At 56.8% G+C, this 15,016-nt stretch carries 12 protein-coding genes; 9 read left to right on the forward strand and 3 right to left on the reverse strand.

What is annotated here, in order from left to right:
• Window positions 1-43 precede the first annotated feature (43 nt).
• The 3 genes from gcvP (at window position 44) to FHW71_RS15455 (ending at window position 4,629) form a co-directional block, all read left to right on the forward strand.
• Window positions 44-2,917 carry an aminomethyl-transferring glycine dehydrogenase gene (gcvP, locus tag FHW71_RS15445; protein WP_179452216.1) on the forward strand — a complete coding sequence of 958 codons (2,874 nt, stop codon included), beginning with the start codon at window positions 44-46 and terminating at the stop codon, window positions 2,915-2,917.
• 63 nt (window positions 2,918-2,980) lie between these two features.
• A complete protein-coding gene (locus tag FHW71_RS15450) occupies window positions 2,981-3,724 on the forward strand; it encodes an SDR family oxidoreductase (RefSeq protein ID WP_179452217.1) in 744 nt (247 codons plus the stop codon).
• 251 nt (window positions 3,725-3,975) lie between these two features.
• Complete coding sequence (locus FHW71_RS15455) at window positions 3,976-4,629, forward strand: hemolysin III family protein (RefSeq protein ID WP_061719863.1); 654 nt, start codon at window positions 3,976-3,978, stop codon at window positions 4,627-4,629.
• Window positions 4,630-4,678: 49 nt separating this feature from the next.
• Here FHW71_RS15455 and ygfZ read toward each other — a convergent pair whose 3' ends face one another.
• Window positions 4,679-5,662 (reverse strand): tRNA-modifying protein YgfZ, encoded by a 984-nt coding sequence (gene ygfZ / locus FHW71_RS15460; RefSeq protein WP_179452218.1) that lies wholly within the window; start codon window positions 5,660-5,662, stop codon window positions 4,679-4,681.
• Between the two features lie 218 nt (window positions 5,663-5,880).
• Here ygfZ and sdhE point away from each other — a divergent pair, with 218 nt between their 5' ends.
• A complete protein-coding gene (gene sdhE / locus FHW71_RS15465; protein WP_061719865.1) occupies window positions 5,881-6,147 on the forward strand; it encodes an FAD assembly factor SdhE in 267 nt (88 codons plus the stop codon).
• Window positions 6,122-6,541, forward strand: coding sequence for a protein YgfX (locus FHW71_RS15470; protein ID WP_179452219.1), 420 nt, complete (start codon window positions 6,122-6,124; stop codon window positions 6,539-6,541). Before sdhE ends, FHW71_RS15470 begins: the two co-directional genes overlap by 26 nt.
• Here FHW71_RS15470 and fldB read toward each other — a convergent pair.
• Window positions 6,538-7,056 (reverse strand): flavodoxin FldB, encoded by a 519-nt coding sequence (gene fldB / locus FHW71_RS15475; RefSeq protein ID WP_008108237.1) that lies wholly within the window; start codon window positions 7,054-7,056, stop codon window positions 6,538-6,540. The two genes, FHW71_RS15470 and fldB, sit on opposite strands and share 4 nt — an antisense overlap.
• A 100-nt stretch (window positions 7,057-7,156) precedes the next feature.
• Here fldB and xerD point away from each other — a divergent pair, with 100 nt between their 5' ends.
• Genes xerD through recJ form a run of 3 tightly spaced genes read left to right on the forward strand, consistent with a single transcriptional unit; the run spans window position 7,157 to window position 10,520 of the window.
• Complete coding sequence (gene xerD / locus FHW71_RS15480; protein WP_008108233.1) at window positions 7,157-8,050, forward strand: site-specific tyrosine recombinase XerD; 894 nt, start codon at window positions 7,157-7,159, stop codon at window positions 8,048-8,050.
• Window positions 8,051-8,072: 22 nt separating this feature from the next.
• Window positions 8,073-8,786, forward strand: coding sequence for a bifunctional protein-disulfide isomerase/oxidoreductase DsbC (dsbC, locus tag FHW71_RS15485; RefSeq protein WP_179452220.1), 714 nt, complete (start codon window positions 8,073-8,075; stop codon window positions 8,784-8,786).
• Window positions 8,787-8,792: 6 nt separating this feature from the next.
• Window positions 8,793-10,520 carry a single-stranded-DNA-specific exonuclease RecJ gene (gene recJ, locus FHW71_RS15490; protein WP_179452221.1) on the forward strand — a complete coding sequence of 576 codons (1,728 nt, stop codon included), beginning with the start codon at window positions 8,793-8,795 and terminating at the stop codon, window positions 10,518-10,520.
• 81 nt (window positions 10,521-10,601) lie between these two features.
• On the opposite strand, the gene FHW71_RS15495 is transcribed toward recJ, so the two are convergent.
• Window positions 10,602-13,361, reverse strand: a complete 2,760-nt coding sequence (locus FHW71_RS15495) for an autotransporter domain-containing protein (protein WP_179452222.1) — start codon at window positions 13,359-13,361, stop codon at window positions 10,602-10,604.
• A gap of 554 nt (window positions 13,362-13,915) precedes the next feature.
• On the opposite strand from FHW71_RS15495, the gene prfB reads away from it, so the two are divergent.
• A protein-coding gene (prfB, locus tag FHW71_RS15500) for a peptide chain release factor 2 (RefSeq protein ID WP_139221409.1) occupies window positions 13,916-15,014 on the forward strand; the annotation gives its coding sequence in 2 pieces (ribosomal slippage) (window positions 13,916-13,990 and window positions 13,992-15,014; 1,098 coding nt in all).
• Window positions 15,015-15,016 lie beyond the last annotated feature (2 nt).

Below are 15,016 nucleotides of genomic sequence, written 5' to 3' on the forward strand. Positions count from 1 at the left end.
AACGCCATTTTTGTAACCCAGCCCGATTCAGGATTTACTGCAAATGACCCAGACTCTCAGCCAGCTTGAACACAACGGTGCTTTCATTGAGCGCCACATCGGTCCTACGCCGGAACAACAGGACTTAATGCTGAAAGCGATCGGTGCCACTTCGCTCTCTTCATTGATTAGTTCTATCGTGCCTGCCGATATCCAACTGCCTGGCCCGCCGGCAGTGGGCGACGCCGCGACCGAGCAGCAAGCACTGGCAGAGCTGAAAGCCATTGCCAGTCAGAACCAACGCTACAAATCCTGGATCGGCATGGGCTACAGCGCGGTGATCACACCGCCGGTTATCCTGCGTAACATGCTGGAAAACCCAGGCTGGTACACCGCATATACGCCGTATCAGCCAGAAGTGTCACAGGGCCGTCTTGAGGCGCTGCTGAACTTCCAAACCCTGACGCTGGATCTGACCGGTCTTGATATCGCTTCCGCGTCACTGCTGGATGAAGCGACCGCGGCTGCCGAAGCGATGGCGATGGCCAAGCGCGTCAGCAAACTGAAAACCGCTACCAAATTCTTCATCGCCAATGACATCCATCCACAGACGCTGGATGTGGTGCGCACCCGCGCAGAAACCTTTGGTTTTGAACTAATTATTGATAGTGCTGACAAGGTGCTGGATCACGACGATCTGTTCGGCGTATTGCTACAGCAGGTTGGCACGCACGGTGAAGTGCACGATTACCGCGCACTGATTGCCGAGCTGAAAAGCCGCAAAGTGGTGGTGAGCGTAGCCGCAGACTTCATGGCGCTGGTGCAGTTAGAAGCGCCAGGCAAGCAGGGCGCAGATATCGTCTTCGGTTCTGCCCAGCGTTTCGGCGTGCCGATGGGTTACGGCGGACCACACGCCGCGTTCTTCGCCAGCCGCGACGAGCATAAACGCTCAATGCCTGGCCGCATCATTGGTGTATCGCGCGATGCCGCCGGTAACACCGCGCTGCGCATGGCGATGCAAACCCGCGAGCAACATATCCGTCGTGAGAAAGCCAACTCCAACATTTGTACATCGCAGGTGCTGCTGGCGAATATCGCCGGTCTCTACGCGGTGTATCACGGTCCGGTTGGTCTGAAACGCATTGCATCACGAATTCACCGTCTGACCAGCATTCTGGCGGCGGGCCTGCAAAACGGTGGCCTGAAGCTGCGTCACAACAGCTGGTTCGATACGCTGACGGTTGAAGTGGCTGATAAAGCGGCGGTGCTGAACCGCGCGCAGAGCTTTGGCGTCAACCTGCGCAGCGATATCCACAATGCCGTCGGCATTACGCTGGATGAAACCACCGCACGTGAAGATGTGCTAGCGCTGTTCGCGATCCTGCTGGGCGATGCGCACGGCCAGGACATTGATGCGCTGGATGCCGCCGTTGCTGCGGAAAACAGCGCGATTCCGGCCGGTCAGGTGCGTGAGAGCGCTTTCCTGACCCATCCGGTGTTCAACCGTCATCACAGCGAAACTGAGATGATGCGATACATGCACAGCCTGGAGAAAAAGGATCTGGCGCTGAACCAGGCGATGATTCCACTCGGTTCGTGCACCATGAAACTCAACGCTGCGGCGGAGATGATTCCGATCACCTGGCCGGAATTCGCCGAACTGCATCCATTCTGCCCAGCTGAGCAGGCGTCGGGTTATCTGCAGATGATTGGCCAGCTGTCGCAATGGCTGGTGCAACTGACCGGCTACGATGCGCTGTGCATGCAGCCCAACTCAGGTGCGCAGGGAGAATACGCTGGTCTGCTGGCGATTCGTCGTTACCACGAAAGCCGCAACGAAGGTGGACGTAATGTCTGCCTGATCCCAAGCTCGGCGCACGGCACCAATCCGGCATCTGCGCAGATGGCGGGCATGTCGGTTGTGGTAGTGGCTTGTGATAAACAAGGCAACATCGACCTCGGCGATTTGCGTGAGAAAGCCGCGCAGGTCGGTGAGCAGCTGTCGTGCATCATGGTGACCTATCCGTCAACGCACGGCGTTTACGAAGAAACCATCCGCGAAGTGTGCCAGATTGTGCATCAGCACGGCGGCCAGGTATATCTCGACGGCGCCAACATGAATGCGCAGGTTGGTATCACCACGCCGGGTTACATCGGCGCGGACGTATCGCACCTGAACCTGCACAAAACCTTCTGCATCCCGCACGGCGGTGGCGGTCCAGGTATGGGCCCGATTGGCGTGAAAGCGCATCTGGCACCGTTCGTGCCGGGTCACAGCGTGGTGCAGATTGATGGCGTCCTGACGCAGCAGGGCGCGGTTTCTGCCGCACCGTTCGGTAGCGCATCGATTCTGCCAATCAGCTGGATGTATATCCGCATGATGGGCGCGGAAGGTCTGAAACAAGCCAGTTCGGTGGCGATTCTGAACGCCAACTACATCGCCAGCCGTCTGCAATCCGCTTATCCGATTCTGTATGCGGGCCGCGATGGCCGCGTGGCGCACGAATGTATTCTCGACATTCGTCCGCTGAAAGAGCAGACCGGTATCAGCGAGCTGGATATTGCTAAACGTCTGATCGATTACGGTTTCCACGCGCCAACCATGTCATTCCCGGTGGCGGGTACGCTTATGGTTGAACCAACGGAATCAGAAAGCAAAATCGAGCTGGATCGCTTTATCGATGCGATGCTGGCGATCCGCATGGAAATCGATCGCGTTGCCGATGGTGAATGGCCGCTGGAAGATAACCCGCTGGTGAACGCGCCACATACGCAGACAGAAATCGTCGGCGACTGGACACATCCGTACACCCGCGAACTGGCGGTGTTCCCGGCCGGCAGCGCTAACAAATACTGGCCGACGGTGAAACGTCTGGATGATGTATTTGGCGACCGCAACGTGTTCTGCTCGTGTGTGCCAATGAGCGAATATATTTAGGCTAAAGTTACGGGTAGTATTAATGAAGGGCCGATTATTCGGCCCTTTTTTTTGGAGGCAAAAATGGATCTGGCTTTGATTACCGGCGGCAGCCGTGGGATTGGCCGCGCAACCGCGTTATTGCTGGCGCAGGCGGGTTATCGCGTGGCGATCAACTATCGCCAGCGTCGAGCCGAAGCGGCAAGCGTGGTGGCAGAGATTGAAGCGCAGGGCGGCAGTGCCTTTGCGCTGCAGGCCGATATCGCCGATGAAGCGCAGGTCATGCGCATGTTTGCCGAGTTGGATCAGCAAGAGGGCGAACTGCGTGTTCTGGTGAATAATGCAGGTATTTTGTTTACCCAATGCCGGGTGGAAGATCTGGATGCCGAACGTATTCAACGCGTGTTCGCCACTAACGTTACCGGTACATTCATTTGCTGTCGTGAAGCGGTGAAACGCATGGGGACGCATCATGGCGGCAAAGGTGGTGCCATCGTCAATGTGTCATCCGCCGCGTCACGTCTCGGTGCACCGGGTGAATATGTGGATTATGCCGCCTCAAAAGGAGCGATGGATACGCTGACCAAAGGTTTATCGCTGGAAGTGGCGGCGCAGGGCATTCGCGTCAACAGCGTGCGCCCTGGCCTTATTTATACCGACATGCACGCCGATGGCGGCGAGCCGGGCCGAGTCGATCGTTTGGCGAGCATATTGCCAATGGGACGCGGTGGTCAGGCCGAAGAGATTGCTGAAGCGATTGTCTGGCTGGCGAGCGATGCCGCGTCTTATGTGACGGGCACCTTTATTGATGCGGCTGGCGGGCGATAATTAACCAGGTCGGCATAAATGCCGACCCTACAAAACCTGAAAACGATGATCATTTATGCACAAAACACCATCAAATCACCGTAGGGTCGCCATTCATGGCGACCGATTCCCGCTAATTTAATCAATCTCTCGCCTGTCACACCCACTCACAGATTTAATTTAGCGTACATGTGTACTCTGAAAATTATCCCGGTTACTCTGGTTGCTCAGAAATAGCACACTCGCTTTTTCCGTTGTTCAGGAATCCCTTCATGGTACAAAACCCAGTTATTGCCCAGGGCTACTCGTTGGCAGAAGAGATCGCCAATAGTATCAGCCACGGAATCGGCTGCATTTTCGGCATCATCGGGTTGGTGTTAATGCTGACACAAGCCGTTGAATCACAAGCTAACATCACCGCGATCACCAGTTACAGCCTGTACGGCGGTAGCATCATTTTGCTCTATCTCGCCTCAACGCTGTATCACGCAATTCCCCATCAAAAAGCCAAATACTGGTTGAAGAAATTTGACCACTGCGCCATCTATCTGTTGATTGCCGGCACTTACACGCCGTTCTTGCTGGTGGGGCTCAATTCGCCGCTGGCACAAGGTTTGATGGTGGTGATTTGGAGCCTGGCGCTGGCCGGTATCCTGTTTAAAATCGCCTTTGCTCACCGCTTTGAAGCGCTGTCGCTGGTGACTTATCTTGGTATGGGTTGGTTGTCGCTGGTGGTGATTTATCAGCTGGCGATCAAACTGTCACCGGGCGGGATTTGGCTGCTGGCTGCCGGTGGGATTGTTTATTCGCTGGGGGTGATTTTCTACGTCTCGCGCCGAATTCCTTACAGTCACGCCATCTGGCATGGTTTTGTGCTCGGCGGCAGCGTGTTGCACTTCTGCGCGATTTATTTTTACGTCATGTAAGCTCGATCCAGGTCGCCATAAATGGCGACCCTGCGGGTTTGGTGCGCAATTATTCTGTCAATGAATACGGCAGCGGCTGAATGGTCAACTTGCCACTTTCATCGCCTTCCACGCGTAATACGCTATCCGGCTCCAAATCGTTGTTCATCACCACCTGCACCCAAACGCTGCCGTCATCCAGCTGTACGCCGCTCAATACCGTGCCAGTACGACGCCATTTATCGCCCATCTGCAGCTCCATTGAACCGCCAACGTCTGGCACTTTGCTGGCTTTACCCGCCAGCCAATAGAGTGCACGTTTGTTGGCTCCGCGGAATTTGGCCCGCGCCACCATCTCCTGACCGGTGTAGCAGCCTTTTTTGAAGCTGATGGCATCCAGTGCCTGCAGGTTGGTGGCTTGTGGAATCAGCTGCGCGCTGGTGGCGCTTTCAATTACCGGAATGCCCGCTTCGATATCCAGCGCCAGCCATTGCAGGCTGTCGTTGAACTGCGCTTCTCCCGCCAGTTTTTCTTTCAGCGCATTCGCCTGTTCTGGCGTGGTCACCAGCAGGAAACGCTCAGCTGGTTGGGCAAACCACAGCAGCGTGCTGTCACCTTGCTGCACCACCGGCGTTTCGGCATCCGGCAGCGTGCTGAACACGCCCGCCAGCGCGGCGCGCGCCTGGAAACCGGCAACGCCCAGCAGCACCGCTTCATCATCAGCGACGAGGGTGACTTTGGCGAACACTGCGTATTTCTTCAGTTCGGTAAGCTGCTGCTCGCGCAGGTTGCGGCGTACCACGTAAGCGTAACCTTCGGTGCGATGGAACAGACGAATGTTGCTCCACATTTTTCCTTTGGCATCGCAGTGCGCGGCGGGACGATGTTGCGTCTCGCCCATCGCCGCAACATCCAGCGTTAGCTGACCTTGCAGATAAGACGTGCTGTCATTGCCCTGCACCTTTACCAGCGCCCATTCGTCGAGCGAAATCAGGGTCAAAGGCAGGCGTGACGATGCAGCAGGCTGGCGAGGTGGAAGGGTAAAAATCGACATAGGTCTTTCCTGATTAATGAGGTAATAGGTTGCAATGGTAAAAGAGCAGTGCGGCTTTGCAACCTGTTTACTGAATATGGCGCACAAATCGCGTGATACCCATTGCAAATTGGGGGATGTAACGCCGGGGCATTGCACAGGGTTAAGCACAGCGCCTGCAGCGAGAAAAAAAAGCAGGTACACTGAGCGCCACTGTTTTTAGTCATGGAACCTGAGACATGGAAATTAACGACAAAGCCCGCGTCCAATGGGCATGCCGTCGCGGCATGCTGGAGCTGGATATCGCTATCATGCCGTTTTTCAAATTCGAATATGATTCGCTGGACGACACCGATAAGCAGGTGTTTATCGCGCTGTTAAAGAGTGACGATCCCGATCTGTTCAACTGGTTAATGAATCACGGTGAACCGGTCGATCCCGAGTTCAAACGCATGGTGAAACTGATTCAGCAGCGCAACCGTGAACGCGGTCCGGTGGCAATGTGATCTGCGGGCGTCACGCAGTGCGCGCGCACTGAATGTGACGCTCTCACTGCTGTGCGCCGGTTTGCTGCTGGCGCTTGAGTGGCCTGACGCGTGGGCGTGGAGTAAAGCGCCGGTGTTAGTGCTGCTGCTGGCAGAATGCTGGCGCAACGAGCGCCGTTTGGTGCAGCGCGTAGGTCGTCTGGCGCTGGACGTGAAGGGCAACTGGCTGTGGCGCGGCGTGCGCTGGCGAGCAGATCTCAGGGCGGATTGGTTGCCGTATGGCGTTTTGCTGGTGCTGCGTAATCAGCAGGGGAAACGCTGGCGGCTGTGGTTAATGCACGACAACCTGCCGCCCGGTGAATGGCGCACGTTACGCGCCTGCTGTTTTCTGCGCGAGGGGCAAACGCTGCCTTAAAGCAGCGCTGCAGTTTCCGTCAGAATTTGTTCACACCACTGTTCGACGCGTTCATCGCTCAGTTCGAACTGGTTAACATCGTCGAGCGCCAGGCCGACAAACTGCGAGCCATCAGCGGTTAGCGGTTTTTTGCTGGTAAACTCATAACCTTCCAGCGGCCAGTAACCCACAAACTGCACGCCCATCGGCTGCAACAGTTCGTGCAGCATGCCCAGCGCATCAAGGAACCATTCGGCGTATTCGCCCTGATCGCCCATGCCGTACAGCGCCACGATTTTCCCGCGCAAGTTCAGCGCCGGAATCTGCGGCCAAATCGCTTCCCAATCTTCCTGCAACTCCCCGAAATCCCACGTTGGAATACCGAGGATCAGCAAATCGTACTGCTCCATCAGCGACGGATCGTCATCTTTCAAATTGTGCAGCGTGACTAATTCTTCACCGATAAAGTCGCGAATCTTCTCCGCCGTCATCTCGGTGTAGCAGGTGCTCGAACCATAAAACAAACCAATATTCATGCAATTAATGCTCTGTCTGAAACTGACTCGGGGGCAATTGTACCAGAAGCAGGCTACTTTCAGGCATAATGAGCACGATTTCACACGGGCGGAGAGTACAGTGCAGGACAGCGATCTGATCGAACAGTTTCTGGATGCGCTTTGGATTGAGCGTAATCTGGCGCAGAACACGCTCGCCTCTTACCGGCAGGATCTGCAAACGCTCACCGGTTGGCTGCATCACCACGATCGCACGCTCTTAACGCTTGAAGCGCTTGATTTGCAGCAGTTTCTTGCCGAACGCGTCGAGGGCGGCTACAAAGCCACCAGCTCGGCGCGCACCCTCAGCGCCATTCGCCGCTTGTGCCAATATCTCTACCGGGAAAAAGTGCGCAGCGACGATCCCAGCGCGCTGCTGTCGGCACCGAAACTGCCGCAGCGTCTGCCGAAAGATCTCAGCGAAAACCAGGTCGAACGCTTGCTGCAGGCGCCGAGCATTGATGTGCCGCTCGAACTGCGCGACAAGGCGATGCTGGAGCTGCTGTACGCCACCGGTTTACGCGTAACGGAGTTGGTGGGTTTGACCATCAGCGATATCAGCCTGCGTCAGGGCGTGGTGCGCGTGATCGGTAAAGGCAACAAAGAGCGTCTTGTGCCGTTAGGGGAAGAAGCGGTGTACTGGATTGAATACTATATGGAACATGGTCGGCCGTGGCTGCTCAACGGGCAAACGCTGGACGTGATGTTTCCCAGCCAGCGCGCGCAGCAAATGACGCGGCAGACCTTCTGGCATCGCATCAAACACTATGCGACCCTTGCCGGTATCGATAGCGAAAAGCTGTCGCCGCACGTGCTGCGCCACGCATTTGCCACACATTTACTGAACCATGGCGCCGATTTGCGCGTCGTACAGATGTTGCTGGGCCACAGCGACCTCTCGACTACTCAAATTTATACGCACGTCGCCACTGAGCGCCTGCGTCTGTTACATCAACAGCATCATCCGCGCGCTTGAGATGCGGTAACAAGGATTTAAGATGAAAAAGCAGCTAACGATGCTGGCTCTGCTGGTCAGTGCATTCACTGGATTGGCGCATGCCGATGACAACGCCATTCAGCAAACGCTGAAAAAACTGGGATTGCAGCAGGCTGAAATCCAGCCGTCACCGCTGCCGGGCATCAAAACGGTGTTGACCGAAAGCGGCGTGCTTTACGTCTCCGAAGACGGCAAACACATGATTCAGGGCCCGCTGTATGATGTCAGCGGCACCCAGCCGGTCAACGTCACCAACCAGCTGCTGGACAAAAAAGTCACGGCGCTGGCACCCGACATGATTGTCTACAAAGCGCCGAAAGAGCAGCACGTGATCACCGTGTTCACCGACATCACCTGCGGCTACTGCCGCAAGCTGCATGAGCAGATGGCCGACTACAACGCGCTCGGCATCACCGTGCGCTATCTGGCCTTCCCGCGCGAAGGTCTGAACGGTCAGGTAGAAAAAGCTATGCGCGCCATCTGGTGCAGCGCCGATCGCAACAAAGCTTTTGATGCAGCGATGAAAGGCGATGCCCCGCAGATGGATGCGCCAGCGACCTGCAAAATCAATATCGAGCAGCAGTACAAACTCGGCATCCTGTTTGGCATTCAGGGCACGCCAGCCATTCTCACTGATAGCGGCATGATGATTCCTGGCTATCAGGGACCGCAAGAGCTGAAGCAGGTGCTTGACGGCCAGAAGCGTGGCGGTTAACGCACAGTGATTCATTCTGTTGAATTGCGTCGGCGCGAAGCCGAGACCGAAGCCATCCTACCCGCTGATTTGCCCCCTTTGCTGCGCCGCTTGTATCTGCAACGCGGCGTGAAAGAGGCGCTGGAACTGGAGCGCGGCGCTAAACATCTGCTGCCGTGGCAAACGCTGGGTGGCATCGAAGCCGCCGTGACGCTGCTGCATCAGATGCTGCTGGCAGGCAAACGCATTGTGGTGGTAGGCGATTTCGATGCCGATGGCGCCACCAGCACCGCGTTAACCGTGCTGGCGCTGCGCAGCCTCGGCGGCAACGTTGATTATCTGGTGCCAAACCGTTTCGAAGATGGCTACGGCTTAAGTCCGGAAGTGGTTGAGCAGGCTAAAGCGCGCGGTGCGGAGATGATTCTCACCGTCGACAACGGCATCTCATCACATTCCGGTGTGGATACTGCGCATCAGCACGGCATTCCGGTGTTGGTTACCGATCACCACTTGCCAGGCGAAACCTTGCCTGCCGCAGAAGCGATTGTGAACCCGAACCTCAACGACAGCGAATTCCCTTCGCGTTCGCTGGCGGGTGTTGGTGTGGCCTTCTATCTGATGCTGGCGCTGCGTGCGCATCTGCGTCAGCAAAACTGGTTTAGCGATAGCCGCGCCGAGCCAAACCTGGCGGAACTGCTCGATCTGGTGGCGCTGGGCACGGTAGCCGATGTGGTGCCGCTGGATGCCAACAATCGCATTCTGGTGTGGCAAGGTTTGAGCCGTATCCGCGCCGGAAAATGCCGCGCCGGGATTCGCGCGCTGCTGGAGATTGCCAATCGCGATGCGCGTCAACTTGCCGCCAGCGATCTCGGTTTTGCCGTCGGTCCGCGTCTTAATGCTGCTGGTCGTCTCGACGATATGTCGGTCGGCGTGGCGTTGCTGCTCACCGAAGATATCTCCGAGGCGCGCATGCTGGCGAATGAGCTCGATGCGCTGAATCAGACGCGCAAAGAGATTGAGCAGGGCATGAAGAGCGAAGCGCTAGCGCTGTGCGATGAGCTGGAGCGCCAGCACACCGATCTGCCGCTGGGTCTGGCGTTCTACCATCCTGAGTGGCATCAGGGCGTGGTCGGGATTCTGGCGTCACGGTTGAAAGAGCGCTTCCATCGTCCGGTGATCGCTTTCGCGCCCGCCGGAGACGGCACGCTGAAAGGTTCTGGCCGCTCGATTGCCGGTTTGCATCTGCGCGATGCGCTGGAGCGCCTCGACACGCTGTTCCCTGGTTTGATGATCAAATTTGGTGGTCACGCCATGGCCGCCGGATTGTCACTGGAAACCGCGAGGTACGAGGAGTTCCGTGAGCGTTTTGCCGCGTTAATTGATGAGTGGCTTGATGGCGAAGCGTTGCAGGGCGTGATTTGGTCGGACGGCGAACTGCATGCGCAGGAGTTTACGCTGCACACCGCCGAAATGCTGCGAGAAGCCGGTCCGTGGGGCCAGGCGTTCCCGGAGCCGGTGTTTGACGGCAAGTTCAAACTGCTACAACAGCGGTTAGTGGGCGAGCGTCATTTAAAAGTGATGGTCGAGCCGCTCGGCGGCGGCCCGCTGTTAGACGGGATTGCCTTCAACGTGGATACCACGCTGTGGCCAGACAGCAGCGTGCGTCAGGTGCAGCTGGCCTACAAGCTGGATATTAACGAGTATCGTGGTAATCGTTCAGTGCAATTGATCATCGATCATATCTGGCCGATGTAAGGTGCGTGAGGTCGCCATGAATGGCGACCCTACGACGTAGGGTGCGCATTTATGCGCACCTCGTTGGCCTTAAAACGTTTATCAGAAACTCACATCCACACCGCCGCGCAGCACTTTCTCGTCACCGCGATCGGCGAAGTGCTGATCGGCGCGCAGGAACAGGCGCGCACGTGATGTCTGCGCCACATCCAACCGCACGCCTAACCACTGCGACCGGCGATCGAGCTGCATACCAGGAATCGTGAAGCGGTTCTGGTCATCGCCAAATCCGCCCCAGCGCGCGCTGACATCCATCGACGGATTGTTGAACGCGTACTGATATTCGCCATACAGACTCAGCATGCTCCACAATCCAGCCGACCAATCCTGTCGCGCGCTGATACTCAAACCGCTATATCCGACGCTGCGTCGATAGCTGTCGCCGTCACCACTCAGACCAAACGCGCTGCCTTTATCCTCAAACGCACCGGTATCCAGCCCGGTTTCACGCCAGCCGAGATAAGGTTCGAGGCGATAGTTATCCTCAATCGTCCAGCGATAACCGCTTTGCAGCGCCGCCTGCCAGCTGTTGCTGCTGGTGGTCGATGACACCGGCGAAGCTTCATCCAGCAATACCAAACGCTTCAACTCATCACGGCCATGTTGATAGCTAAGATTGCCCTGCAGATACCACTCCGGCGTCAAATCGTAACGGCCATACAGCATCGCGCCTTGCAGACGATTACGGCTGGTGCCGCCGGTTTGGTCGTAGGTGGAATCGATCTGATTCTGCGTCCAGGCCACGCCCACGCGCAGACCGGAAACGCCCAAATCGCTATCCACGCCCAGTGCGGTAAGCGTGTTGCGATAGTCGGTGCCGAGGTAGCCCGCCTGATCCAGCGAACCGCGCAGTTGACCACTCTCGATCCAGAAGCCGTAACGATTGTCGGCGCTGGTGTCGGCGATGCGATTGCTCAACAGGCGGCTTTGATAATCCAGCGCGTTAAACAGCACCGCATTGCTGGAGGCGTGCGCCTGACCAGAAAGTGAATTGATGGCAGCCTGCGCACTGCTGGCATCCGCCAACGTCTGGAACGCTCCGGCCGCGCCCAGCGCCGACTGCTGCGCACTGCTAAGCGATCCCTGTTGCTGCCAGCTATCCGCCACGCTGAACGCCTGCTCCAGATTCGCGGCCGTTTGCTGGGTGCTGGCGCCGTTGATGCCCATCGCTGCCGCTGCTGCCGCAGTGTTTTTACGCGTCAGCTGGCCGATCACGCTGTTGGCGTTGTAGCTGACCGAACCATCAAGGAACACGCCGGTATTGACCTGACTGAACTGGCCGCTGACGCCCGCATCGCTGGTCAGCAGCGTTTCCTGCTGTTTCACTACATAGGTTGATGACGGTGGCGCAAGGTTCAGCGTGCCGTCCAGCGTCGAGTGGCCCGCTACGCGCAGCGGACTGTTCAGCGCGATATTCAGCACGCCATTACTGCGTTGCTGGTAATCGCCTTGCACCTGCAAGCCGCCGTTGACCGATCCCTGATTGAGTAAGCTGCCGCCAATCACGCCGCTGCCGCCAAGGGTGCCGCTGCCGCTGACGTTGGCACTGCCGGCAATCGCGCCATCGATAAGCAACGTATTGGCCGAAACGCTGGTCTGGCCGAGGTAACTGTTGTTGCCGGTTAACTGCAGCACGCCGCCATTATTCGCGCCGTCAAGGATCAGACCACGATCGCCGCTGATGGCATTCGAGAAGACATAGCTACCTGCATCCAAGCTGGCGTGAAAATCATCGGCCCAGAACATCGCCGGACCGTTCAGCGCTTTCGCCTGATTGAGATCGCCCCAGCCGAAGGTGTCGTTGTAAGGCCGCCCGTTGGCGCTATCCGCAGCGCCGGCATAAGCATCGCTGCGGTAAGTGGCGGTGGTCAGCAGCGTCTGCTGCAGGTTGTAGCCGCTCATCCACGGAAAGCGCTGCAACACTTGCGAAGCCGCCGCTGCGGCGCGCGGAGCGGCAAAAGAGGTGCCGTAACTGCGCGCATTCACCCAGGTGCCATCGGCATTCTGAAAGCGATAATCGCTGTAACCTGGCGCGCTCAGGCACCATGCAGCGGCGTTGCCGCAGGCGTCAAACGGCCCGGTTAACGCCGCGCGGTTCGCCGTGTCGTATGAGGTGCTGTCCATCACGCCGGTGACCGCCAGCATGTTCTTTTGCAGCGCGCTGTCCTGATAAATCAACGGCAGCTGGGCGTTAGGAGAAGGTGTTGCGGTGCCGCCATTGCCGGTGATCACTACCGCCAAGCCGTCAGCCGCCGCAATCTCACGCATGCTTTGCACTAGCACCTGATAGCGCGGTTGCGCATCGGTTAGCGCCTGCGCGGTGGTTAAGCGCTCGCTGGAGGCGTACGACATATTGAAAACCCGCACGCCCTGGCTCAGCAGGCCGCTCACCGCGCGCGCGGTATCGTTGTACTGAAAGACATTGTTCTGCGATGCCTGCGCCACATACAGCGTGCTGCCCGGCGACAAACCCAATAACGTCAGCGCCACCACGGTGCCGTGACCGTTAATGCCCTGATTATCATTTAAACTGCTGCCGCCGCCGACATAGCTGGTGAACTGCACGTTAGCGTAATTAATTTCACTGCGATCGGGCGACAACCCCGAATCAATAATGCCGACTTTGCTGGCATTGCCTGCAGCGCTGGGTTGGGCTGGCGGTTGTTCAGGCGTGCCGGCGGTGGGCGAGGTTGCTGCGCTACCGCCGCCTCCACCTCCGCCGCCACCACCGCAGGCGGCAAGTAACAAAGGCATTAACAAGGCAAGCAGGCGCGGCGAAGTGCGCAAACCGGGAATAAACATCGATACTCCTTCATGTCTCTCAGGACATGTTGTGCCCGCTCACGTTTACGGGCGCTGATTACTGTGTCATTCCCTGTCGAAGCTGCGCATTCCTGGCGGTCGTGGTGACAAACGGTCTGGACGTTAGTGATGTCCATCGGGGGGATAGTCACTGAGCAAAATGATAAAAGGGCGCTAACAAATCGATAGGCTGAATATCAGCTGCTTAATGGCGTTATTTGAGACGTGTCTGCTTTCTTGCAGGAAATTTCTCACAAGACAATTCTTAATGATTTATCTTTATAAATCATGGTCTTTAATGACGTCTTTCAGCGCTAATTGCCTAAAATTTGCAGGAAAATTCCTAAGAAGGTTCTGAGGGTGAGGTATTTGCTGGGGAGTTTTGGAAAACATAACGAATGCGGCTTTCCAGAAGGTTGAGAACTTTTTTTCTCGCGGCGCGTGCGCACTCACTCACACTGCGTGCAATGCTACAAAGTACGCACACTTTCGGGTAAACTAGCGCGTTAGTTTTTATCTCCTTTCACCGAATCGTCAAAAAAGACTGAAAAGCCATGTTTGAAATTAATCCGGTCAAAAATCGTATTCAGGATCTCACCGAGCGCAGCGACGTTCTTCGGGGGTATCTTTGACTACGATGCTAAGAAAGAACGCCTCGAAGAAGTAAACGCCGAGCTGGAGCAGCCAGACGTCTGGAACGAACCCGAGCGCGCGCAAGCGCTGGGCAAAGAACGTGCTTCACTGGAAGCCGTGGTCGAAACCCTGGATCACATGACACAAGGCCTGGAAGATGTGCAGGGCCTGCTGGATCTGGCGGTGGAAGCCGACGACGAAGAGACCTTCAACGAAGCGGTTGCCGAGCTTGATGCACTGGAAGTGAAGCTGGGCGAACTGGAATTCCGTCGTATGTTCTCCGGCGAATATGACAGCGCCGACTGCTATATGGATATTCAGGCCGGTTCCGGCGGCACCGAAGCGCAGGATTGGGCCAGCATGCTGCTGCGCATGTATCTGCGCTGGGCGGAAGCCAAAGGCTATAAAACCGAAATTATCGAAGAGTCAGACGGTGAAGTGGCCGGAACCAAATCCGCCACCATTAAAATCATCGGCGACTACGCGTTTGGCTGGCTGCGTACTGAAACCGGCGTTCATCGCCTGGTGCGTAAGAGCCCGTTCGATTCCGGCGGCCGTCGCCACACCTCATTCAGTTCGGTGTTTATCTACCCGGAAGTGGATGACAACATCGATATCGATATCAATCCCGCCGATCTGCGTATCGACGTTTACCGCGCTTCCGGTGCGGGCGGCCAGCACGTTAACAAAACCGAGTCTGCGGTGCGTATTACCCACTTGCCGACCAACATTGTGGTGCAGTGCCAGAACGACCGTTCACAGCACAAGAACAAAGATCAGGCCTTCAAGCAGTTACGCGCCAAGCTGTACGAATATGAGATGCAGAAGAAAAACGCGGACAAGCAGGCAGCGGAAGATAACAAATCTGATATCGGCTGGGGCAGCCAGATCCGTTCTTATGTTCTCGACGATTCACGCATCAAGGATCTGCGTACCAGCGTAGAAACCCGCAACACCCAAGCGGTGCTGGATGGCGATATCGATCGTTTTATTGAAGCAAGTTTAAAAGCAGGGCTATAAGG

The sequence above is a fragment of the Enterobacter sp. Sphag1F genome (assembly GCF_014193275.1).
GTDB lineage: Bacteria > Pseudomonadota > Gammaproteobacteria > Enterobacterales > Enterobacteriaceae > Pantoea > Pantoea symbiotica.